Raw genomic sequence first — 15,334 nt, 5'->3', positions numbered from 1 at the left:
CTCGATCGGTTTTTTTATTTCCCCTTGCCATGGCCCAAAACGGCCAAATGGTTCGCATCGTATCCATCCGCCGCGGACGGAATATGAACGAAAGGCTTCGGGGAATGGGAATCCAGGTGGACGACCTGGTCAGGGAGGAATGAAGGAATGGTCAAAAAGATGAAGGATATGGGTGCGGGAGACCGGAGGCGCGTCACTGGGTATGAACGCGGCCTCGATGCATACCGGAATAAACTGTTGCCCATGGGCCTCACCAAGGGCACCGACGGCAGCTTCGGCAATGAAAACAGCGAGAATTCCGCCCTGACCGCCGTCAGCAAGACCATCACCCCCCTGCTGAAACCCATCGGCGTCACCGACGGGAACTGGCCGGCCACCGTCGGCGTGTTTACCGGTATTTTCGACAAGGAGGCCGTGGGAAGACAGCCACCCTGCAGGATATCGCCGTCCATTTCAGGATGACGACGGACGCCGTCACGCCAATGGTGGACCTGTGGATTCGAAAGGGGAAGGTGAGAAAGCACGACAGCAACCCTGGATGTCAAAAAGGCTGCTGCAGGTGCGACCCATCATCCATTGTCACCTATGAATGGGTCGATTGATGCCGTACGTATCCTCCCGGCACCGGCATAAAGGCCCTACGTCACTTCCAACTGCTTTTTCAGCCCAACGGAAAACACATCGCAGCGCGCCTGACACTTTTCAGGCCTGCGGCCGTGCCTCCGGAACTCTTCAAAAAACTCGATCCATTTTTCGCCCGTTCGGGGACACGACTGAATGAATTCCATAAAATCGATCAGACTGTCCAACGTATCGGCGCTGAGGGCGTGTTCCATTTTGCAGGCTTCCTGGTCGGCGACTTTCGGATCGATCCTCAGGATCTCGGTCAAGAATTGATTCAACACACGATGCCTGCGCCGCATCTCCCTGCCGACATCCGCCCCATCCTCCGTCAGCTCCACATGCTCGTACTTTTCATAGGCTACCAGGCCTCGCTCATTCAATGTTTTGAGCATGCTGGATACGGTGGGCATCTTCACATCCATTCTCTTGGCGATATCCTTGACGCGGACCACCCGTTTTTCTTTGTCCAGGTCGAAGATAGCCTCCAGATAGTCCTCCATGACGGGCGTCAGGGGCTTGTTCCCGGCTTTTCCTTTATCGTGGGTTGTCATGCCGCCGCCCTTCTGTTAGGCAAATAAAATTTATATTGATGTATCTAGTAATTCATCCTCCCAAGGCTCGTCAAGCGATTTCAGCTCCTGCCGCAGTGCTATAGGATTTCAGATAATGATTTTGCAAGGCAGATGGAGGAAGGCGTACAGGTCATACGGCGACGAGCGATCACGCAGCCAAAATCCTTATCTGGAAGCCTATACGCCATGCCCAATCCGGCATGACATTCCGGCGCCAACGCGATTGAGGCCTCAACGTGCCGACGCCGGACCTTGGCACCGTCAGAATTCGACGGTCATCCGAACACCGGCGATCCAGCCGTCGATATCCGCCGTCTCTTCCGCGTCGTATTCATCCTTCATGTACTGCAAATCGGCCGTAACGGCGACATAATCGTTAAGCACGACCCGCCAGTAGATCTCGCCGACCTGGCTGCCGTCGATGCCGTTTTTGCCTTTCAGGTAAGCATACCCCAGGCCGATATTGTCCGCTTCCCGGTTGTACCATCTGCCGGTGATGTTCAAGCCTCCGGAGTAGAGGGCATCATAATCGACGGGAGCCTTGTCTTCCTGCCACCCCAGCCGGATCCAGGCGCCGAAGACATCGCCGAATTCCTGGTCGAAGGAGAAAGTGACGCCGAAGAGGCCTTCCGTATCACCTGCTTCGTCCGGGAAATCCTCGCTGGTGCCGCCGATAATCAGCCGGTAGTTGCCGTCGCCCATGGCGGTGGACAGTTTACAGGCGGCCTGACCCCCAAAATAATGGTAGCTGTTGCCGTCATCATTTTCGCCGATATTCATCCCGAGCACCGTGAAATCGAAATTCCCGAACTCCCATTCCACCGCGCCCCCGATATCGTAGGAAGGCAAAAAGCCGACGGATGAATTCACCAGGGCCTCGTTCATGAACTGGGTGTACTCGTCGTTGGCAAAGGCGTTCTCATCGATGTAGGCGGTGGCGTCGATGATGCCCCCCGTGACACCCAGGGAATGATTTTCACCAAAGACGAAGGTGTGCTTGTACCACAGGGTGAGCAGATAATCCCGGTTGCGCCCGTTGATGTCCTTGACGTCATCCTCCAGGTCCGCGGCCCATGGCGCCGGGGAGAAGCCCGTCACTTCGTTCAGGCCGTTTCCGGCCGCGAAACCGAAAACGGCCGAAATCTCATCGGTCTCCGTGAGCTTCAGGCTGAACTCCGGCTGGAAGAGGGCTGCGCCGCGACCGATGTCACCGTCAGCAGCAGCATCCGCCCATTGGTACTGGTAAACGCCGGCACCCACGCCGTTGATTGAAAACCGGTCCGTGATATCATACGCCCGACCGGGTGCGGCGAGCACCACCAGCAGCGACAGCGAAATAAGACCTTTGAGAAATTGATGCGTCTTTGTCTTCATCCAACACCTTTTCCTGTCAAAAATGGTTTCTTGAGAATGGTTTACCGACAATCGTCTTTAAATCCATTCACTTGGCGATATCCTTAAAACGGAACTCAACTATCGCGATTATTAGGGAAGGCTTTTTTTGTTAGATAAAGCTAATTTTTATTGGGACACCTAATAGACTTGTCTCCAGGAGCTGTCAAGCTTTTTTCAGAAGCTTTCATCAGGCTCCGCCGCAGTACCCCACCCTGCCGATACACAGGCCGATACGCGCCCCGGGAGCGGGTGGTCGTCCACCCTTGAGAGCGGTCACCGACTTCACTTTTCAGACGACGACCATGATGCCGGTTTTCAGGCCGCCCGATCTGTCCGCCCGTCAAATTATCAGATATATCCTGTTAATTTGCACTTGACTTTCCTTCTCTTTTCTTTACTATATGCCACATCATTGATCAGGTGCTCAGTTATAGCTGAAAAGGGAACCCCGTGGAATCCGGGGACGGGCCCGCCGCTGTGATCGGGGACGAAAGCCGCAGGATGCCACTGGCCGAAAGGCCGGGAAGGCGCGGCCGGTAGGGTGATCCGGGAGTCAGAAGACCTGCCTGATCGACATATGTGGGCAACAGCCGCGCGGACGGCATAACAGCCCGGAGGCGATGCATGCATCGCCGGCTTTCTGTGGATAAAAAAGGGATATCCCGGATCGATTGTTTTCGGTCCGGGATTTTTTTTTGGACCGCACCGCAACGCCGCACCCCATCTCCTCGGGGCATGGGGCTGCACTGAAGCTCACGGGAAAACCATCGTCACCCAACAGAAACGGAGACAACATGAATCGAAAAATGCTTGCCGCACTCACGACCTTTTTCCTGGTATCCCTCCTCTCCTCGGCCGCGACGGCGACCGGGCACGGCCGCGCCAAGGCCGACGACAAGGGACCGGCGATCCTGCTGGTGACCTTCGGCACCAGCGTACCCAGCGCCCAGGCGGCCTTCGCCAACATCGAGACGCAGGTCAAAAAGGCGTTTCCGGATGTCGAGGTCCGGTGGGCCTACACCTCCCATATCATCCGCCAGAAACTGGCCCGGGAAGGCAAGGTGCTCGATTCTCCTGAAATCGCCCTGGCAAAGCTGATGGACGACGGTTATGCCAAGGTGGCGATACAATCCCTTCACATGATTCCGGGACAGGAATTCCATGAGATCCACACCAACGCCATGATGTTCGAAAGGATGGTCGGGGGATTCGACAAGGTCATCGTGGCCCATCCCCTGCTCTCCGCCAATGACGCCATGGAGAACGTGGTGAAGACCCTGCCGGCCGCCATGATCCCCAGGGATCGGACCCCGGAAGACGCCGTGGTCCTGATGGGCCACGGCACCCATCACGCCGGCGACGCCATTTATTCCGCCATGATGTACAAATTCCAGAGCATCGACCCCAACATCTACGTCGGGACGGTGGAGGGACACCCCACCTTTGACGACGTCAAGGCCCAGCTCGTGAAAAAGGGCATCCGCAAGGCCTACCTGATTCCCTTCATGTCCGTGGCCGGGGATCACGCCCTCAACGACATGGCCGGCGAGGAAGCCGATTCCTGGAAGCAGATGCTGACCCAGGCCGGCATCGAATGCGTGCCGGTATTGAAGGGCATGGCGGAATACGACGCCCTGGCCGACCTGTGGATCGAAAACCTCAAGATTGCCGTGAAACATCTTCAGCCGTAACCGAAGGAGAAAATCATGCATTTTTACTGGCGCGTCCAACAGGACCTGAACTGTCTGGGAGAAACGATCGTCTTTCACGACCCCGGTTTTATCCGGGGATTCCGGCAATGGGTGCGTAAAAACGCCGTCGGCCTGGCGGCTGCCGAGGGTTTTTCCCTCGATGACCTGCTTCGGCCGCACCTGAATTGAGCGGCGGCCGGACCGCTTATTTCAAAAACGGGGCGGTCCGGCCGATGGGGCCGAAATCCCTTGCCATTTCCCGGTAGACCGGGCGTCCCACGAAAAAGGAATAGATCTCGTCGGCCTTGACTTCCGGGTCGACATCCGCAAACCGTTCCGGATAGAGGATCCTGCCGATGGCATAGGCGTCGACCAGGGCGGTATCGATGTTGGTGGTGTAGGAATTGAAGGGCAGCAGCACATGGACCCGCCGGTTCTGAAAGGCCTTCAGGGCCGCGTAGAACCCGGGATTTCCGCGGTAATCGTCGGCCACCAGGGCAAGCCCCCCGCCGTCGACGAAGACGACGTCCGGATCGAGGCCCAGCAGCACCTCCCTGTCCACGAAAACATGGCTCCCGATTCGGGCCGGCACCTCCTCCGCCAGGTTTCGCGCCGCCGTCCAGACGAAGGGGATATAGCTGATCTCGGTACTCTCGATGCCGTGGGCTCCGCGGTAACCGATGCCGCCGACATAAACCCCCGGCTTTCCCTCCTCGGGGATGCCGTCGACCCGCTGCCGGAGATCCTCTCTCATGGCCAGAACGGCGTCGACCACCGCCTTGGCCCGCTCTTCCCGCTTCAGAATCCTGCCCGCGATTCTCAGGGAATCGAGGACCGCCTCGTCAAAGGTGGCGAAGGCGCCATAGCTCAATACCACAACAGGAATGGCCAGGGCCTTCTCGACCGCGTCGGCCAGTTCGGCGTCCATGTAAGTGACGAAGATCACCTGGGGGGTCGACGCCATCAGGGCTTCCAGATCCGGCTTCTTGTTGATGGCCGAAGGGCCGCCCGGACCGCAGCGGGGCAACCGCGCCAGCTCCGGGTGGGCAATCCAGTACGGCCGTCCCGTGGGGTTCAGCTTCTCCATCTCCTCCACGGCCGTCACCTTGTCCTGGGCTTCGAGATAGACCATCAGGCGCAAGGCCCCCGGCCCGACAGCGACGATCCGGTCGGGACCCTGGGGCGCCGTCACGGTCCGACCGGCCATGTCCGTCACCGTCACGGTGTCGGCCGCGGCAGTCCCCCACACCGACACCAGGGCGATAAAAAGCCAGGCTGTCCATCTGAAAAGTTTCATACGACCTCCTTGGGGATTACAGCGGTATGACTACGGTTCTGCCGTCCAGCTGTCGGAGGGAGACCGCAACACCGTATACCTCACGGATGATATCGGCGGTCAGGTCCTCTTTTTCCACCATGGCGTGAACCCGGTGATCCTTGAGAAACAGGAAGGCATCGGCAAAGCGGACGGCCAGATTGAGATCATGAATGGAAACCACGACCGAAAGACCCTGGTTCAGGGCGATGGCGCGAATGAGGTCCATCACCTCCAATTGATTCCTGAGATCCAGGTTGCTCGTGGGTTCATCCAGAAGGAGCGCCCTGGGGGACTGGGCCAGCGCCCGGGCGATCATCACCTTCTGGGCCTCGCCGCCGCTCAGATCGGAGACCGGCCGGGTGGAGAGGCGGGTGAGACCCATATGTTCCAGGATATCCTCCACCCTGCGAAAATCGTCAGCCGAGACGGTGAGGCCCATGTGAGGCTTTCGCCCCAGAAGGACGGTTTCATAGACCGTCAGGCGATCGGTCCCGTGGCGCTGGGGGACGTAGCCCACGCGGCGCGCCGTCTCCCTGCGGGACAAGGTCGACAGGTTCTCTCCCTCGAGAAGGATGTCTCCGGACTGGGGGTGAAGAATCCGGTTGAGACATTTGAGGAGGGTCGATTTGCCGGCGCCGTTTTTGCCCAGCACCGCCAGTACCCGGCCGGGACCGAGCGAGAAGCCGACCTGGGCGAGCACCGGACGGCTGTTATAGGAAAACCGAATCCCGGAAACATCGAGAATCACGCCGTCTTCAGCCATGTCCCCGCCTCTACCGATATCCGCGGATGAGCAGATAGAGAAACATGGGCGCACCCAGGAAAGAGGTCACGACGCCCACTGGCATGGCGCCCGAACCGACCACCACCCGGCCCAGCGTATCGGCCGACAGCAGCAGGAGGGCCCCCAGCACGCCCGAAAAGGGGATCAACAGCGAGTGGTCGGCCCCCACGAGGCGACGGGCCATGTGGGGGGCTATCAAACCGACAAAGGCGATCACCCCGCAGAAGGCCGTGGCCAAAGCCGCCACGAGAGCGGCCGCCGCCATGCCCTGGAGTCGCATCCGGTCGACGTTCACCCCCAGGCCGCAGGCCGTCTCTTCTCCGGAGGCAAGGGCGTTCAGATCCCATCGCCGGATCATGAAAAAGAGGGTGACGACGGCAACGGCGACGGTCGCAATCCCGATGTCCCGCCAGTCGGACCGGGCCACGTCGCCGAAGGTCCAGAAGACCACAACGGCCAGCTCGGTCTCGGTGGCAAGGTACTGGATCAGCATCGTCGCCGATGTGAAGAGGGATGACAGGGCCACACCGGCCAGAATGACGGCCTCGGGGGCGAGCCGCTTGAGACGGGCCAGGAGGAGGATGATCCCCGTGGCGACCATTGCCCCGATGAACGCAAAGGCCGTTGCCGACATCATGCTGCTGCTGAAAACCACGATGGCCGACGCCGCCCCGAAAGCCGCGCCCTGACTGATGCCCAGCGTGGCGGGGGAACCCAGGGGATTCTTGAGAAGCGACTGAATGCCGAGACCCGAAACGGCAAGCCCCCAACCCATCACCATCGCCGCGAAAATCCGGGGGAGCCGGATATTCCAGATCACCACCGATTCCGCCGGCGAGAGTTCGCCGGTAAGCGCCCGGAAGATCCGATCCAGCGTCAGCTCGTAGGCACCCTGGGTGACGGCCCAAAACGCCAGGACCAGAATCCCTCCGCCCAAAACCGAGAGCAGCATCCGTTTCCGGCGGCCGGCAAGTCGATAGGCTCGGGTAGCCGTTCCAACCGCGCCATCCATACCCGATACACTCCCCATAATACCTCCCCTCACAAACAAAACCAGCCACGACGGCGCCTCCCCGATCTTCGGAGACGGAGCCTTCGTGGCTGGTTTGACGATCGATTTCTTTTATATTTCCGGTTTACATTTCCGGCGGATTTCCGGATCCCGCGGCTTCTGCCGCGGGTTCACCTTCGATTTCTTTAATCCGGATCCGCGAAGAAGTCAAGCCGTTTCGGACCTGAGCCTCTCCGGGCGACGCCTGGATTTCCGATCCACGACAAGGTCTTACAGGCATCCCCGGCAAATCTGCCGTCCATCCACGGTTTCCATCTTAGACGGCATGGTCGGCTCGCCGCAGCGGGCGCAAAGCGCAGAAGGTTCGATCCGGGCTTTTGCAGGCATGGGCGTCTCCGCCGGCGTCAGGTTGAAAAGGGCCTCGGTGGGGGCCTCCAGAAGATCCCGGGTCCGTTTCAGGTGGAGTTCCTCGAAACGCGTCCTCTCCGCTTCGCTCGCCTCCCCGGCCATCACCTTTCGGATCAGAGCGGTATGCTCCGCATCCGGCGAAAAGGCTTCGGGACGCAGGGCCACCCGCACCCCCTGTCCCGTCTTCCGGCTCAGGAGGGTCAGCACCATCTTGCCGTGGTCCTTGTAGATAAAATTGCCCTTGCCGAATGTGCAGCCGGTCAGGACCTGGACCGCATCGGCGGAGCAGGCGTCCGTTTCCACCACGGCCACGATCTCCTCGTCCTCGGACCGGCGCTCCGCCAGCCACGCCATGGCGGCCCTGGCGGCCCGATAACCGATGGACAGGCCCGGGCAGACATGGCCGTGGAAGGCCGCGCACCGCTTGAAATCCTCTCTGTTCATAATTTCCTGTGCATTCATGATCATATCTCCTGTTCCGGTTTCAATCTCCCGAAGCGCCGTGATGTTACCATCGGACGCCGTGATGATTTTCCATCTCAACTGTCGACTTTCATAGGCCGGCACCTCTATCCGGTATCCTGTCACCATCATGAAAGTCGACAGTTGAATTTCCATAAAAAAAGCCAGGAAGGCGCTTTTCCCATCTCCAGGATGAAAAGCAAAAGCCTTCTTGGCTTAAATTTATTTGCAACCTTCGTCTATTCGCGACACTTGGTCGCGACATCTGGAGTCGCCGCCTTCATGGCCGTGACGATGATGCCGATTGCGATCAGCGGTATGAAGGATATTTAACGCTATCAACTAATTGATGGTTTTTGAGAAGTCAATATTTTTTTCAGTCCCAGGATACGGTATATCGACCGGGCAACGGCGGCACCGGTCAAAAAGGCCTTGACGGATTCGCGCAATTGAGATAGTGCTCCCCTCAAACGAACCGGTCGAAATCGGTTCGCACCCTTGCGACACACTTCGCAACGCCGAGCCACGAAGGCGGCATCTTCATCGATGAAGCGCCTTCGCGGCTTTTTTTGTTTCACTCGACTGTCGACGATCATAGACCGGTGCCGTTATCCTGTCACCATCATGAAAGTCGACAGTCGCGGTTTCATAACAGCACCTCCACGAAGGACGGCAACAGAAGGTTCGGGCGTCATGTGCCCGAAGGGTTTTCGGAACTTCCTGAACGGAAAGGCCTGAATGCAAAGGATAGATGAACTTCATACGGAGGTGTTGAATGAAAAAGAACGGTGTGTGGGCACTGGCCGCTCTGGCGTGCCTGCTTGTGGGAACCCCGACCCTTGCGGCGGAAACGGTGACGCTGGATGCGATGGTCGTCAAGGAGAAAAAACTCGTCACCCCCACCCGGCAAACCCACGAAACGGTGTACACCGGCAGCGAGATCACCCGGGAAGGGATTGCAGCCCAGGGAGCCAAGGCCGCCGTCAGCGTATACGAGGCGATCAACATACTGCCGGGCATCAGCGTGGAGAGCGTCGATCCCTATGGACTGGGAGCCGAGCAGAAAAGCATCCGGGTACGGGGCGTGCGCGGATCTCTCGGCGCCATGACCGTCGCCGGCGTGCCCAACTACGGCGGTAATCCCATGGGGCCGCGGGACTATATCTACGATACGGAGAATTTTGAAGGGATCGCCGTTTACAAGGGCGCGGTGCCGGCGGATCTCGGCACCGGCGTCGGTGCCCGCGGCGGCGCCATCGAGCTTCGACCGCTCTGGCCCGAAACGGAAGCCGGGGCTTTGGTCGGCCAGGGCGTCGGCGCCGACAGCTACAGCCGGACCTTTGTCCGGTTGGACTCCGGGACGCTGCCTGCCGTGAACACCCGCCTGTCGGTTTCCGGATCCTACACCGACGCCGGAAAATGGAAGGGTCCCGGCGACCTCGGCCCCCGGAAAAACTTCAATTTCATGTTGAGCCAACCGATCTCGGACCGGGACGAGGTCCGGTTCCAGCTCAATTACAACAGTCTCGATCAGCACCTTTACAGACCCCTCGCCTATGCCGAGACGCTGGACCTGGACGCCAACCATGACAAAGACTACAATGCGAATCTCACCGGGATCGCAGCCCGGGACATCGACTACTATGATTACAACCGCGGCGACTATGTCAACCGGGACTTTCTGTCCGTCATCCCGTGGACATTTTCCGACCTGTTCAAGCTGACGATCAAGCCCTATTATTCCAAGGAGGACACCGAAATTCTGGGTGGAAGCACCGCCAGGGGCGGCATCGTCCAGAAGCGCATGCGGGACATCGAGCGGTACGGTTTCATTTCCCAGATCGACTCGCGGTTTTCCTGGGCCACGGCCAGCCTCGGCTACTGGTTTGAATCCTCGGACATGCGCATCACCCAGGAGAACTTCAATGCAGCGACGCTGGCGTTCAAGGGATACGGCATGGTCATGGAAAGCGAGGACGACGGCATCGGCCACAGTCCCTATATCAAGCTGGCCGGAAGCATCGGCGGATTCGACTGGCAGGCCGGCCTCAAATACTTTTACTATCGGGACCCTGCCGGCCAGGGGTACACCGCCGCCGCACCGGACTACGAACTGGTGAAAGCCCCGGACCTTTACCGGCAGGAGAAAAGCTACGATGAACTGGAGCCCACGCTGGGTGTCACGTATCTGTTTTCCGAGAACCTCGAATTTCATTCCAGCTATGGGCGCAACCACATTCGTCCCTACGCTTACGTGCCTCTGGTAACCGTCTACAACAACAATCGCGCCGCTTTCCAGGCCGCTGGGGTGACCCTGGACGACATGTTCAGCGGATACGACATGGAGATTACCGACACCGTCGAGCTGGGAGCCCGCTTCCGCACCGAACGGATGGAGTTCCTGCCGACCCTTTTCTACGCCAAACATAAAAATCTCCTGAGCACGATATTCGATCCGCGAATAGGGCCCAACGGCGTGAACTATCAGCAGAATGTCGGGGAAGCCACGGGTTGGGGCTTCGACGTGGAAATGAACTTCTTTTTCGGGGAGCATGTCATCTTCTTTTTAAACCCCTCCTATACCGACCTCACCTATGACGACGACCTGATCTTTGCGGAAGCGACCTTGGACACCGAAGGCAATCAGGTGGTGGATGTCCCCGAGTGGATGGTGAAAAGCGGCCTGATCCTCTCCTGGGGGGACTTCACGATCATTCCCATGCTGCGCTACATGGACGAACGCTACGGCAACCCCGAAAACACGGAGAAGATCGACGATTACTGGGTGGCGGATCTCAAGCTCGGCTACACCCGGAAAAACCTCTCTTTTGCCGACGCCCTGAACGTTTCCCTCGAAGTCATCAATCTCTTCGACGAGGCGTACGTCTCCCTGATCCAGGAGAACGACACCCTTCGGGGGGGCATCACCAGTTATTACGCAGGCGCACCCTTCACGGCGATGCTGACCGTCTCCCTGGATATGTAATTCAACTTTCAACTTTCATGATGGTGACCGGTTACAACCGGCCGATGGAAGTCGAACGTTGAGTATGTAATATGAATGTCGAACGTTGAGTATGTAACCTGTGAAAATGGGCCGACGACCTGAAATTCGTCGACCCGGGAGGACGCGATGAACACTGAAGCAAGAAATGACGCAATTCTGCAGCTCACCCCCGTCGGCGTGGTGAGAAGCCCCATCACAACCCCCATGCTCACGGCCGGAGAATCGGACCTGACGCTGAACGAGCGCATGGACCGGATCAGGGAATATCACCGCCGGGTCAAGGAGACCGTCTCCCGACTGGAGATCTTTCCCCAATGGATCGAGCTTCTGGACGGCATCGAGGGCTTTTCGCATATCCTCGTGCTCTACTGGCCCCACCTGATCGACCCGGCGAGGCGCAACCTGAAAACGGTCCACCCCATGGGGCGGAAGGACCTGCCGCGGCAAGGCATCTTCGCCACCTGCAGTCCGGCCCGTCCCAACCCCGTGCTGGTCTCGGCGGTGCCCCTGGCGGGCCGAAAGGATAACACGCTCGAGGTCAAGGGGCTCGAGGCGGTGGACGGGAGCCCCATCATTGACATCAAACCCTACTCCAAATCCTACCTCCGGGCGGAAAACCTCCGCGTGCCGGCATGGATGGACCGGATCCATCGGGAACTGGAAGATGACTGATCTGGAAGATGACTGATATCGACAAATCTTCAACGAAAACTTAGCGTTATCTCATAACGTCGGATGCAAACGGCAAAGGAGAATTGACTTGACATCCGGAGACGTTTTCGTTAAAGGCTTGGCTCAACTCACGGATTGAAATCCGTTTTTTCCTCGACAGATTCCGTTGTTCCATATCCTGACAACAAGCCACGAAGGCGACGATTTCCCAGGCGATGCCGCTTGAGGAAACCGGCCTTCGTGGCTTTTTATTTGGCAAATCTGTCTGTTATCTTTGAAACCCTATTATGGAAGGAGCTTCGGATGCCCCCATGCAGATCGATGCGAACCCTCATTGCGGCGGCCCTGTTGCTGCTCGCTGCCGCCCCGGCTTTCGCCCATTTCGGCGCCGTCATCCCGTCCGACGACATTGTCGCCCGTGACGACGCCAAAACACTGTCCATCGAGGTCAAGTTCATCCATCCCCTGGAGCAGCACTACATGGAGATGGCCAAGCCCAAGCAGTTCGGCGTGAAGCACGGCGGGCAGAAAAGCGATCTGACGGCCGCCTTGAAGGAAGTCAAGGGCGGCAGCCCGGACCAGACCGGGAAGTTCACCTTCTGGACCGCGGACTACGACATCCGCCGGCCGGGGGACTACACCTTCTTCGTCGAGCCGACCCCTTACTGGGAGCCGGCCGAGGATCTCTACATCGTCCATTACACCAAGGTCTGCGTCAACGCTCTCGGGTTGGAGGAGGGCTGGGACGTGCCGGTGGGACTGGAGACCGAGATCGTCCCCCTGACCCGGCCCTACGGCCTGTGGACCGGCAATCTCTTTACCGGGCAGGTGCTGCTCAAGGGCAAGCCGGTCCCCCACGCCGAGGTTGAGATCGAGTATCTCAACGCCTCCCCCGGGAACATCAGCGTGGTGCTCCCGCCGGCGGACCCGTATGTCACCCAGGTGGTCAAGGCCGATGCCGACGGCATCTTCAGTTACGCCATGCCCAAGGCCGGCTGGTGGGGATTTTCAGCCCTGAACGAAGCCGACTGGACCATCGATCACGAAGGCATGAAGAAGACCGTCGAGATCGGCGCGGTCTACTGGGTGCGCACCCGGGACATGAGATAAGCGGAGGCGCCCAATGAAAACCTCGAGAATCGCCGCGGTATTCATGCTGGTGTCGATCTTCTCCGCAGGGGTCGCCCTGGCCCACAAGGTCAACCTGTTCGCCTACGTCGAGGGGGGAAAAATCCACACCGAAAGCTATTTTCCCGACGGACGCATGGTGGAAGGCGGCACGGTGCGGGTCTTCGACAGCGCCGACACCCTTCTCCTGGAGGGAACCACCGACACCGGGGGGCTGTTCAGCTTCCCCATCCCCAAGGTCGACGACCTGACCATCGTCATCGACGCCGGCATGGGGCACAAGAACAGCTTTCAGCTGAAAAGGACCGAGGTGGAGGCCGGCAAATGAAGGGTTGCGGGTCGGCGCCTTTCCGGGTTAAGAAGCTCGTCATGATCGCGGCGGTGTGCGCCTGCCTGGCGTTCCCGCCGCCCGCCGCCCTTGGGGAGACGCCCGGGACCGATACGGCTTCCCCGGATCTCACGGCCCTCCTCACGGAGCAAAACGCCGCCCTCTCCCGCGAGTTGAGGGGTATCCGGCGGGAGATCGCCGCTTTGAGGGCCGATCTCGACAAGCCGGGTTTCCAGGAGGTGTTCGGCGGTATCGGCTACATCCTCGGCCTCTTCGGGGCCGCCGCCTTCGCGGCGAGCCGGCGCAGGGACCGAAAATCCATCAGCGATACGACACCGCACAGGGATTGACCATGCACATTTCCGACGGGGTACTCCCCATGTCCGTGACCGTCGGCGGCTATGCCGCAAGCGCGGCTCTGGCCGCCTGGAGCGCCCGCCGCACCCGGAGCGAGACGCTGCCCAAGGTGGCGGTGGTGACGGCGGCCTTTTTCGTGGCGTCGCTGATTCACATCCCTTTCGGCCCCACCAGCGTTCATCTCCTCATCCCCGGTCTCGCCGGAGCGCTCCTCGGGCCGTCGGCTTTTCTGGCCGTCGGCCTCGGCCTCCTCCTCCAGAGCATCCTTTTCCAGTTCGGCGGCCTGACCGCCCTTGGGGCCAATGCCCTCATGATGGGGGTGCCGGCCTTGATCTGCGGTGTTTTCTTCCAGAGGCTCAAAGGCCGCACCCGATCACGGCAATCCATTGTCGGCGGTATCGCAGGGGCTTTGGGAACCGCCATGGCCGCGCTCATTCTGGCGCTCCTGCTGGCCGCGGGCGGGGAGGATTTCTTCGGGGTGGCCAAAATCGCCCTGGCGGCCCATGTTCCGGTCATCCTCATCGAAGGGGCGGTGAGCGCATTCACCATCGGCTTCCTGGCCCGGGTGAAGCCCGAGATGCTGGAACCGGTCTTTGCCGGTGGGGCCGACGACACCCATGACACCGCCCCCCGGGATCCATCCGCCCATGGCTGAGGTGGTGCACATCGTCCTGCCCGCCTGGCAGTTCGCCGCAATCCTGGCGGGCCCGTTGATCCTGCTGGCGGCCGCGGCCGCCGGACTTCGGTTCCTGGTCCGCCGGCGCAGCGTGTCGGGTGAGGACAGGGACTGGTCGGTGCCGCCCCTTGCGGATGCCGCCGGCGCCACCCTGTTCCACCGCTGGGATGTCCGCTGTAAAATCACGGCCCTCCTCGCCTACAGCTTTCTGGTGGCGGCCCTCGAACACGTGACGCCGGCCCTGGCGGCCCTGGCCGTATCGCTCCTGGCCCTGGTTCTGGCCCGTTCGTCCCTTGTCCGCGCCCTGACGCGGCTTCTGGCCGTCACCGGCTTTCTCGTCATGTTTCTGGTGGTGATGCCGCTCTCCGCACCGGCGCTCCCCGGCGACACGGTTCTGGTTATCGACGGCGTAGATTGGCTCGGATTCAACCTGCGCGGCCTTTACAAAGCCCTGGCCATCGCCTGCAAGGGCGTGGCCGTCGCGCTCCTGATGGAGCCCCTCCTGACCACGGCGCCGCTTCCCGTCACCCTTCACGGCCTGACCCGGCTGGGCATACCGGACATGGTGGGACAGATGGTCCTCCTGAGCCACCGGTACCTCCACGTCTTCCGGCACGAGGCCGAGCGCATGGCCGCCGGCATGCGGGTGCGGGGGTTCCGGAAACGCACCGACATCGAGACCCTGCGGGCCGTGGCCAACTTCCTCGGGATGCTGTTCGTGAGGAGCTTCGAGCGGACCGAGCGGGTCTTCGACGCCATGCGGGCCCGGGGATATCGCGGCCGGTTCCCCGCACCGGAAGAACCGCGGATGCAGGCAAAGGACCTGTTGCTGGCCGGCGCCTGGCTGGCCCTCGGGATCACCCTGATCCTATGGGACCGATTTTTCCAGCACAGATGAAA

Annotated in this window: 18 protein-coding genes and 1 riboswitch; of the genes, 11 read left to right on the top strand and 7 right to left on the bottom strand. The window is 60.0% G+C overall.

Translation table 11 applies throughout. The annotated features are described in order from the left end of the window. The first annotated feature begins 147 nt into the window (after positions 1-147). Both dmul_RS01825 and dmul_RS21190 read left to right on the top strand, forming a co-directional pair. On the top strand, positions 148-462 hold the full coding sequence (locus tag dmul_RS01825) for a nucleoside recognition domain-containing protein (RefSeq protein ID WP_020877238.1): 315 nt from the start codon (positions 148-150) through the stop codon (positions 460-462). Further along, complete coding sequence (locus dmul_RS21190; RefSeq protein WP_078081171.1) at positions 459-602, top strand: FeoC-like transcriptional regulator; 144 nt, start codon at positions 459-461, stop codon at positions 600-602. The genes dmul_RS01825 and dmul_RS21190 overlap by 4 nt, the downstream gene beginning before the upstream one ends. A gap of 36 nt (positions 603-638) precedes the next feature. Here dmul_RS21190 and dmul_RS01820 read toward each other — a convergent pair whose 3' ends face one another. Both dmul_RS01820 and dmul_RS01815 read right to left on the bottom strand, forming a co-directional pair. Then, on the bottom strand, positions 639-1,175 hold the full coding sequence (locus dmul_RS01820) for a metal-dependent transcriptional regulator (protein WP_020877237.1): 537 nt from the start codon (positions 1,173-1,175) through the stop codon (positions 639-641). 282 nt (positions 1,176-1,457) lie between these two features. Beyond that, positions 1,458-2,570, bottom strand: coding sequence for a carbohydrate porin (locus tag dmul_RS01815; protein ID WP_020877236.1), 1,113 nt, complete (start codon positions 2,568-2,570; stop codon positions 1,458-1,460). A gap of 422 nt (positions 2,571-2,992) precedes the next feature. Further along, positions 2,993-3,175, top strand: a riboswitch (cobalamin riboswitch). Positions 3,176-3,385: 210 nt separating this feature from the next. On the opposite strand from dmul_RS01815, the gene dmul_RS01810 reads away from it, so the two are divergent. Both dmul_RS01810 and dmul_RS19985 read left to right on the top strand, forming a co-directional pair. After that, positions 3,386-4,282 carry a sirohydrochlorin cobaltochelatase gene (locus tag dmul_RS01810; RefSeq protein ID WP_020877235.1) on the top strand — a complete coding sequence of 299 codons (897 nt, stop codon included), beginning with the start codon at positions 3,386-3,388 and terminating at the stop codon, positions 4,280-4,282. 15 nt (positions 4,283-4,297) lie between these two features. Beyond that, on the top strand, positions 4,298-4,471 hold the full coding sequence (locus dmul_RS19985) for a hypothetical protein (RefSeq protein WP_020877234.1): 174 nt from the start codon (positions 4,298-4,300) through the stop codon (positions 4,469-4,471). A gap of 16 nt (positions 4,472-4,487) precedes the next feature. Here the strand turns inward: dmul_RS19985 and dmul_RS01805 are convergent, their stop codons facing one another. The 5 genes from dmul_RS01805 to dmul_RS19980 form a co-directional block, all read right to left on the bottom strand. Continuing rightward, positions 4,488-5,579 carry an iron ABC transporter substrate-binding protein gene (locus dmul_RS01805; protein WP_020877233.1) on the bottom strand — a complete coding sequence of 364 codons (1,092 nt, stop codon included), beginning with the start codon at positions 5,577-5,579 and terminating at the stop codon, positions 4,488-4,490. 16 nt (positions 5,580-5,595) lie between these two features. After that, complete coding sequence (locus dmul_RS01800) at positions 5,596-6,363, bottom strand: ABC transporter ATP-binding protein (protein WP_020877232.1); 768 nt, start codon at positions 6,361-6,363, stop codon at positions 5,596-5,598. A gap of 10 nt (positions 6,364-6,373) precedes the next feature. Continuing rightward, on the bottom strand, positions 6,374-7,414 hold the full coding sequence (locus dmul_RS01795) for a FecCD family ABC transporter permease (RefSeq protein ID WP_020877231.1): 1,041 nt from the start codon (positions 7,412-7,414) through the stop codon (positions 6,374-6,376). Between the two features lie 252 nt (positions 7,415-7,666). Continuing rightward, on the bottom strand, positions 7,667-8,422 hold the full coding sequence (locus tag dmul_RS01790) for an FmdE family protein (protein WP_020877230.1): 756 nt from the start codon (positions 8,420-8,422) through the stop codon (positions 7,667-7,669). Between the two features lie 182 nt (positions 8,423-8,604). Then, the gene (locus dmul_RS19980) at positions 8,605-8,862 is read right to left on the bottom strand and encodes a hypothetical protein (protein WP_152495393.1); all 258 of its coding nucleotides are present in this window, start codon (positions 8,860-8,862) and stop codon (positions 8,605-8,607) included. Positions 8,863-9,041: 179 nt separating this feature from the next. Here dmul_RS19980 and dmul_RS01785 point away from each other — a divergent pair, with 179 nt between their 5' ends. From dmul_RS01785 to cbiQ, 7 genes are all read left to right on the top strand, one after another. Then, positions 9,042-11,252: a TonB-dependent receptor gene (locus dmul_RS01785; protein ID WP_020877229.1), complete on the top strand. Its 2,211-nt coding sequence runs from the start codon at positions 9,042-9,044 to the stop codon at positions 11,250-11,252. A gap of 147 nt (positions 11,253-11,399) precedes the next feature. Continuing rightward, the gene (tsaA, locus tag dmul_RS01780; RefSeq protein ID WP_020877228.1) at positions 11,400-11,945 is read left to right on the top strand and encodes a tRNA (N6-threonylcarbamoyladenosine(37)-N6)-methyltransferase TrmO; all 546 of its coding nucleotides are present in this window, start codon (positions 11,400-11,402) and stop codon (positions 11,943-11,945) included. Between the two features lie 303 nt (positions 11,946-12,248). After that, a complete protein-coding gene (locus dmul_RS01775) occupies positions 12,249-13,055 on the top strand; it encodes a DUF4198 domain-containing protein (protein WP_020877227.1) in 807 nt (268 codons plus the stop codon). A 13-nt stretch (positions 13,056-13,068) separates the two neighbouring features. After that, entirely contained in the window at positions 13,069-13,401 is a 333-nt protein-coding gene (locus tag dmul_RS01770; protein WP_020877226.1) for a carboxypeptidase regulatory-like domain-containing protein, read from the top strand. After that, a complete protein-coding gene (locus tag dmul_RS01765) occupies positions 13,398-13,751 on the top strand; it encodes a hypothetical protein (protein WP_020877225.1) in 354 nt (117 codons plus the stop codon). Before dmul_RS01770 ends, dmul_RS01765 begins: the two co-directional genes overlap by 4 nt. A gap of 2 nt (positions 13,752-13,753) precedes the next feature. Next, positions 13,754-14,413, top strand: coding sequence for a cobalt transporter CbiM (gene cbiM, locus dmul_RS01760; protein WP_020877224.1), 660 nt, complete (start codon positions 13,754-13,756; stop codon positions 14,411-14,413). Continuing rightward, positions 14,376-15,332 carry a cobalt ECF transporter T component CbiQ gene (gene cbiQ / locus dmul_RS01755; RefSeq protein WP_234979213.1) on the top strand — a complete coding sequence of 319 codons (957 nt, stop codon included), beginning with the start codon at positions 14,376-14,378 and terminating at the stop codon, positions 15,330-15,332. The genes cbiM and cbiQ overlap by 38 nt, the downstream gene beginning before the upstream one ends. Positions 15,333-15,334: the final 2 nt, after the last annotated feature.

Source organism: Desulfococcus multivorans (assembly GCF_001854245.1).
Lineage (GTDB): Bacteria > Desulfobacterota > Desulfobacteria > Desulfobacterales > Desulfococcaceae > Desulfococcus > Desulfococcus multivorans.
Note: the sequence above shows the minus strand (reverse complement) of the source record. Positions and strands in the feature narration are given on the sequence as shown.